Here is a 6,244-nt window from a genome sequence, read left to right on the forward strand (position 1 = left end):
TTGCTTGAGCCGGATGCGGGGAAAGCTCGCACGTCCGGTTCTGAGGGGGCCGGGGATCAGCAATGGTCTCCGGCTACCCGACCGCAACCGGTGGTTTGACTGGCGGCGTGGAAGGTGTGCTTAACTGGTTGCGGGACCAGCCATCTCACAAGCTCATCCGACGAGGTGAGCACTCGAAATCCTGTGCCCTTCGCGGGTGCGGGTATGGCTGGTCTCTCTTTTTTGTTCCGGCACTCTCTATCACCGGATGTCCGAAGGCCACTGGATGCTGACCGAAGGTGTCGCGGCAATCGACTCCGCGTCAGGTGCTCGCCGACCGCAGCGACGAAGATGAAACATGCAATAACCATTTCCTCTTCGCCTCGCCCCTTCATGGCCCGGGACTTGGCTCAGGCCTCCCGCTGGCTTGTGTGACCAGCCCACCTCTGCCCGGATCTGGACCGTCATCACGAGCTACGGCGACGGCCGCCAGGACGCTCCGCGTGGCAGCGGACTGCGGGTCGATGCCCACCCACTGCACAACCCGCCAGAAGGCCCTGCCATCCGGGCGCTGATGCTGCAACCAATGGCTTCGACCGGCGTTCGCGACTGCCTCCTGGCCATCCCTGGAGACGGGCAGCTCGTCGAACTCAGCTTCAACCACGTGCCTTGGCACTTCTGCCCCGTCCGGCCCTCTCTGTGTGGACATCCATGCACTGTGCGGGGGCGACCAGCACCCGTCCGTTGCCGTAGCCGAGGAACCCGCTGCTCGGCCACGGCGTCCAGTCCGAGCGCCAGCACATCGCTCGGCCCGTCCGCGGGTGATGTGCCAGCCGCAGCTCACCGACTATGAACCGCTTCGTTCCGCCTTTTCGTCCGTGCACACCCCACGCCCAGCTCGCCGCGATTCTGAGAGTGAACCCGAAGACCGCAGGGCCGACTGTTCTACGGGGCCCGCCTCTCGCTCCGTGCCCGGACACCTCCGCACGCTGTCGCCATCGGCTATGAGACCGGGTCCAGACGGAACCGCCAGAATGACCCCGCCCGAGTAGCTGACAACGGGCGGGGCCTCGCGCATATCTCAAGATGGGCCATTCAGCCGCAGTCGCCACGCTGAGGACCGGGCGCCAGCCTCAGCGGCGCGACCACCTGTGCCAGCGCCCGGTTGTCCGGCGCTCGATGATCAGGAGCAATCCGAGGAACAGGGCGAGAAGGCCGACTGACTGAGCCACCTCGACGCTCAGGCCACCGTGGGCGGCGGCCATCAGGCAGCTGACGAGCATCATGATGCCGACACCGAACGCGAGGATTCCCTGGACGAACACCGTTAGGCGCCGCATGGTCCTGCCTCCTTGGCCGTCGAAGCTGTTGCGCACGTAAGGGTGGTCGTGCTTGCGACAGAATGACTGTAGCAGCCAGATGATGTTGCAAGGTTGTCAAGGCCCGATGAGTCTTGACTTTGCCTAGTTGTTGAGCTGTTCGAGCCGCTCGGCGATCTGGGCGCGCATGGTTGCGGTGCGTTCTGGGGCGGTCACTTCCAGGAGCATGTTGACCAGGTCCGAGGCCAAGGGGGCTGCCTCGTGAGGCGGTAGTTGCATCCACGCCTGGGCCGCGTTCTGTGCCGCCACCTGGGTGCGCCGCTTGCCCGGTCCGAGCCGATCGAGCCAAGCGAGGGCGAGCCAGGTCCATGAGGCTGTGGCGAAGGCGTACTCTCCGCTCAGATAGGCCAGGTCGGCCCGGAATTGCGCGGCCTCGAGGGTCCCGGCGGCTGTGTCGCCCTGCTCGGCCGTGAGTTGCTGCAGGATGTCGTCGGCAGTCGTTTTTGCCGTATCGAAGTCGTGTGCCCGGCCGGCGGCCTGGGCGGCGGCAAGCCGGTCGAAGAGGCTGCCCGTCTGTTCCCCGGACTCGGCTGGCACCGGCTGGGGGACCGCGGGCGGGGCTCCTGTGGCCTGGGTGGTGCCATCGGGCATGACCTGCATGTCGAAGTGGGAGTTGCTGCGCTCGTCCTCGACTTGGACGAGGGCTGGCAAGCCGCTGCCAGCGGCCTCGATGTGGAGGGCCTGGACGACGACCTGCGAAGGGTCGACTCCGTCGGGGACGACCTGCGGCTCGCCGTCGATGTGGAGCTGGCCGTCGCGGCTGATGTGGACCTGGTGGCGTGTGCTGGTGTTCATGGTGTGCGGCCCGCGACATGGTGCCGCGGGCGCTCCTCCTTCAGGGGTCAGAGCGAGAGTCCGTGGCTGCGGAGATATGCGACGGGGTTCATGTCGGATCCGTACGCGGGTCCTGTGCGGGCTTCGAAGTGCAAGTGGGGGCCGGACACATTGCCGGTCGCACCGGAGAGGCCGATCTGTTGGCGTGCCTTGACGGTCTGGTTCTTGCTCACGGAGATTTTCGAGAGATGTCCGTAATGCGTGTATTTGCCGTCGCTCATTTTGATGACGACGTTGTTGCCGTACGCGCCGCCCCATCCGGCTTCGACGACGGTGCCGGTGCCAACGGCCTGGACGCGGGTGCCGGTGGCAACCGGGAAGTCGATACCGGTGTGGCTACCGGAGGACCACATGCCGCCGCCGGCCTTGTAGGGGGTGGTGACACGGGAGTTCTCCACGGGCAGCGCCCATCCCCCCTTGCCTTTGGTGTCGGTGGAGTTGGCGGCGTTCTTGACGGCGTCGCACCCGGAGGTGGTGGAGAGCACGGCCTTCTTGCCCCAGCTCTTGACTACGAGCTCACCGGCGGCCTTCTCCCACTGAGCGTACGCATCGGGGAAGCCGGAACGCTGTACGTTCTGGGCGGCCTGGGTGAGCGGTTTGGTCTGCCACTTGCCGACCTTGGCCAGGCGCGCAAGGAAGGAGTTGCTCGCGTGGATCGGGTCGGTGATCTGCGCGACAGTGCCCCAGCCCTGTGAGGGACGCTGCTGGAACAGGCCCTGGGAATCGCGGTCTCCGTGCCGGATGTTCTTGAGCATCGACTCCTGGATCGCGGTGGCTACGCCGATGACCGCCGCACGAGGCGGAAGACCGCGGCTGCGCGCAACGTTGGTGATCACGCTGGCGTTGCGCTTCTGCTCCCCCGTCCAGTTGGCGCTCTGCTGCTTGCCCTGCGGGTTCAAGGGCACCGTGACCTGCCCCCCGGCCTCTGCGGCCGGGATTTCCTGCTTCTTGCTGGCCACTTGCATGGCCGGGCTGCTGGGTGTGCAGGAGTCCTCCCATGCCGGTCCGTTCCCCGACCCGCCGCTGCCCAGCATCAGCGGCAGGCAGAGCACACCAGCGCACATCGCCGCGACTCCACCCCCAGCGATGCGTATGACTGTGCCCATATCTCGATCCCCAGTCGTCGATGCGCATCCCGCCACGAGGGACGGAAACCGCAATTCCCGTGCCATGGGGTGAACCCGTTTAGCCGGGCGTCCCAAGGCTGCGAATGCGCCACTACATGGCCGCACATTGCGCGGCTAGCGTCTGCGCCGAGTGAAAGCAGCAGGGAATCGACAACTCGCGCTGAATCCTAAGGCATCGAATTGCGGATGCGTCAACGCATCTGCTGGGACGGCTCTTCAGCCGCCTCCCCATATTCGGCTGACGATTATTCGGCGCGACGCGCGAATTCCTCGCTGTCGACGACCGATTGTCCAGGTCCTTCACGCGGACTGGGGCAGGCTTTCGCAGCCTGGGAGGGATTCGTGCAGGTAGCACAGCAGGTGGTGCAGTTCGCAGCAGACGGCGGCATAGGCACTATCACAGACGGGATCAAGCCCGACTGGGCAGTATTCGGCGCCATCGGCACCAAGGCAAAGATCATTGTCGGCGTGGTCATGGCCGGCGCCGTTCTCTTCCTGCTCGGAAGCGCCATCGTTGGCTCCGTCCATATCCGCGTCGGAAACCAGCAGCACAACACGATGGAGACGAAGAAGGGGCAGACCATGGTCGCCAGCTCCCTTCTGGGCCTTTTCGCAGTCGCCTCCATGTCGACACTCTTCGGCATCGTCTACGGGTTTGGAATCTAATGGCCGGCAACCAGAAGCAGACCGGTACGCGGAGTCTGACGGCAAAGGCACCGGAGACTCCCGGGGCCGGGGCGGCGTCTCCGTGGCGCAAGGTCAAGATCGGCGCGATCATCTTCGGCGTCGTGCTGGCGCTCGGCATAGCGCTGACCCTGTTCGGCGGCGGGGGTGGCACGGATGCTTCGGACACTCCAGAGACACCCGCTGACTCCACGCCCACCTCCCAAGCCGGCGGCAGCGGGCCCGGCGCCAAGGCGAAGACCGTCAAGAGCGGAGTCCCGGTCGGGTATCCGNGGCCCGGCGCCAAGGCGAAGACCGTCAAGAGCGGAGTCCCGGTCGGGTATCCGCGCACCAAGGACGGCGCCGCGGCGGCCGCGGTCAACTACCAGGTCGCCCGCTCCTCGCCGGGGTACTTCACCGACCAAGCGCTGCGTCACCAGGTACTGAAGACGGTGATGACGCCCTCTGCGCTGGCTGACCAGCAGGCGCAGGACGACCAGACGGTCAAGGGCCTGATGGCGTCGCTCGGCGCGACCGAGCAGACAGCTCCCGACATGGTCATGCGGGCTGCCTCGCTCGGCACCGGCGTGCGGTCCTACTCCGAGGACACGGCCACGGTCCGGGTCTGGATGAGCGAGGTCGTCGGGGTCCCCACCGACAAGTCGAAGATGCCGGTCTCCGGCACCTACTCGACCTACACGCTGATTTTGCAGTGGCAGGAGGGTGACTGGAAGGTCGCGACGATCGACCAGACCGACGGTCCCACTCCGCTGGTCGCGGCCGACCAGTCGGCGTCGTCCACCGATGAAATGCGCCTGGCCAACAAGGAATTCGAGGCACCGCACTATGCAGGCTGATTTCGCGCGGCGGCGCATCGCGCAGGGGCTTGTCGCCGCCATGTTCGCGGCCTCCATCGTTGTGGCCAGCCCCGCAGCCCCTAAGGCACAGGCCGCCCCCGGCTGGGTCAACCCCTGCAATCTGCCGGGCGGAAAGACCGTCTGCAATAAGGCGAAGGAGGGCGCCAAGTGGGCGTACGACAAGTCGGGTGCTGACTATGTTGTCGACCGCGTGAACGAAACCATTGATTTCGCCTCCGATCCACTCGGTTACATGGAACAGAAGCTGCGTTCCGGAACGAAGGGAATGTTCTCCGCCTTCGGTGAAGAACTCACCGGCAAGAAGCCGTCCGAGCCCAAGAAAGGCAAGAAGGGCAAGGAGGACTAGTCATGATGGAAATCGACTGGGGAAACCCAGGTTTTCTGCGCCTGTATGGTCTCGTCTTCGCCCTCGCCACCGTCTTCACCATGGTTCAGTGGCTGATATCGGTGGTGAAGCGGGTGGTCCGGGGTGTGCCGATCGCCCAGGCCGCGATGGAGAACGTCGGCTACCTGCTGATGTCCGTGGTCGTGGCGGGATTCATGCCAGCGGCTGTGGCGTACCTAGTCGATTTCGTCGACAGTGCGGCAGAGGCGATCCTCGGTGACTACATCAATGAGGTATTCGTCGGCGGAATGGTGGTTTTCGCCATCCCATTGGCCATCATCGCCTCTACCGCCTTTGGGGTGGTCATCGCCATTCCGCTCGCTCTGATGATCTTGTTCGCGGTGTTCGGCTTGTGGGTGATGCTCGTCGTGCGCAACGCGCTCATCCTGCTCGGGTTGATCTTCGGCCCGCTGGTTTTCTCCGGCCTGGTCGACAAGGATCTGTGGGGCAATACCCGCAAATGGGTCGGCATCATGGGCGGGGTCATCGCCAGCAAGCTGGGCATCTACCTCGCTCTCGCCCTGGCGGGTGCCCTCTTGGACGGCGCCGCCGACAGCTGGCACCGCATAACCGTGCCGCAGGCCATCGGCACCTGTATCACCTTCACTGCCCTGCTGTTCATCGCCCTGTTCATGCCCTTTCAGATCGCGAAGTGGCTGCCCTTGGTCGGTGACGAGATCCAGACCATGGCTCAGGTCAAGGACGAGGCGGGCCAGCGCGCCAAGGGGGTGAAGCAGAAGCAGGACGATATGAAGGCGCGGGCTGCGTCCAAGAACTCGGCCGACAGCGGCGGGGGCGGCGGCGCAGCTGGCGCAGGTGGCGCCACCAGCACGGCGGGCAAGGCCGCACCACCCGTTGCTGCAGGGATGGCCGTCAAGGAAGGCCTCGACCAGACCGTCCAGGCCGCGAAGGACGGCGCGAACAACGCCTCCGGCGACGGTGGCGGTGGCGGCCAGCAAGGCGGCGGTCAGCAGAGCGGCGGCCCCGGCAAGGGCAAGA

The 6,244-nt window shown here is 65.5% G+C and carries 6 protein-coding genes and 1 pseudogene; 4 read left to right on the plus strand and 3 right to left on the minus strand.

Annotated elements, in window-relative coordinates:
* Window positions 1-1,112: 1,112 nt before the first annotated feature.
* The 3 genes from EEJ42_RS08135 to EEJ42_RS08145 all read right to left on the minus strand — a co-directional run bounded on the left by EEJ42_RS08135 (window position 1,113) and on the right by EEJ42_RS08145 (window position 3,151).
* On the minus strand, window positions 1,113-1,355 hold the full coding sequence (locus EEJ42_RS08135) for a hypothetical protein (RefSeq protein WP_246096216.1): 243 nt from the start codon (window positions 1,353-1,355) through the stop codon (window positions 1,113-1,115).
* Window positions 1,356-1,442: 87 nt separating this feature from the next.
* A complete protein-coding gene (locus tag EEJ42_RS08140; protein WP_123099302.1) occupies window positions 1,443-2,153 on the minus strand; it encodes a hypothetical protein in 711 nt (236 codons plus the stop codon).
* Between the two features lie 47 nt (window positions 2,154-2,200).
* On the minus strand, window positions 2,201-3,151 hold the full coding sequence (locus tag EEJ42_RS08145) for a M23 family metallopeptidase (RefSeq protein WP_246096218.1): 951 nt from the start codon (window positions 3,149-3,151) through the stop codon (window positions 2,201-2,203).
* Between the two features lie 510 nt (window positions 3,152-3,661).
* Between EEJ42_RS08145 and EEJ42_RS08150 the strand changes: the two genes are divergently transcribed.
* From EEJ42_RS08150 to EEJ42_RS08165, 4 genes and pseudogenes are all read left to right on the plus strand, one after another.
* Window positions 3,662-3,985: a hypothetical protein gene (locus EEJ42_RS08150; protein ID WP_246096220.1), complete on the plus strand. Its 324-nt coding sequence runs from the start codon at window positions 3,662-3,664 to the stop codon at window positions 3,983-3,985.
* Complete coding sequence (locus EEJ42_RS54850) at window positions 3,985-4,839, plus strand: DUF8175 domain-containg protein (RefSeq protein ID WP_123099304.1); 855 nt, start codon at window positions 3,985-3,987, stop codon at window positions 4,837-4,839. The genes EEJ42_RS08150 and EEJ42_RS54850 overlap by 1 nt, the downstream gene beginning before the upstream one ends.
* Window positions 4,829-5,206 carry a hypothetical protein gene (locus EEJ42_RS08160; protein ID WP_123099305.1) on the plus strand — a complete coding sequence of 126 codons (378 nt, stop codon included), beginning with the start codon at window positions 4,829-4,831 and terminating at the stop codon, window positions 5,204-5,206. The genes EEJ42_RS54850 and EEJ42_RS08160 overlap by 11 nt, the downstream gene beginning before the upstream one ends.
* Before the next feature lie 2 nt (window positions 5,207-5,208).
* Window positions 5,209-6,244 (plus strand): annotated as a pseudogene (locus tag EEJ42_RS08165) (hypothetical protein); the annotation flags it as partial.

Origin of the sequence: Streptomyces botrytidirepellens (assembly GCF_003721215.1) — a bacterium.
Lineage (GTDB): Bacteria > Actinomycetota > Actinomycetes > Streptomycetales > Streptomycetaceae > Streptomyces > Streptomyces himastatinicus.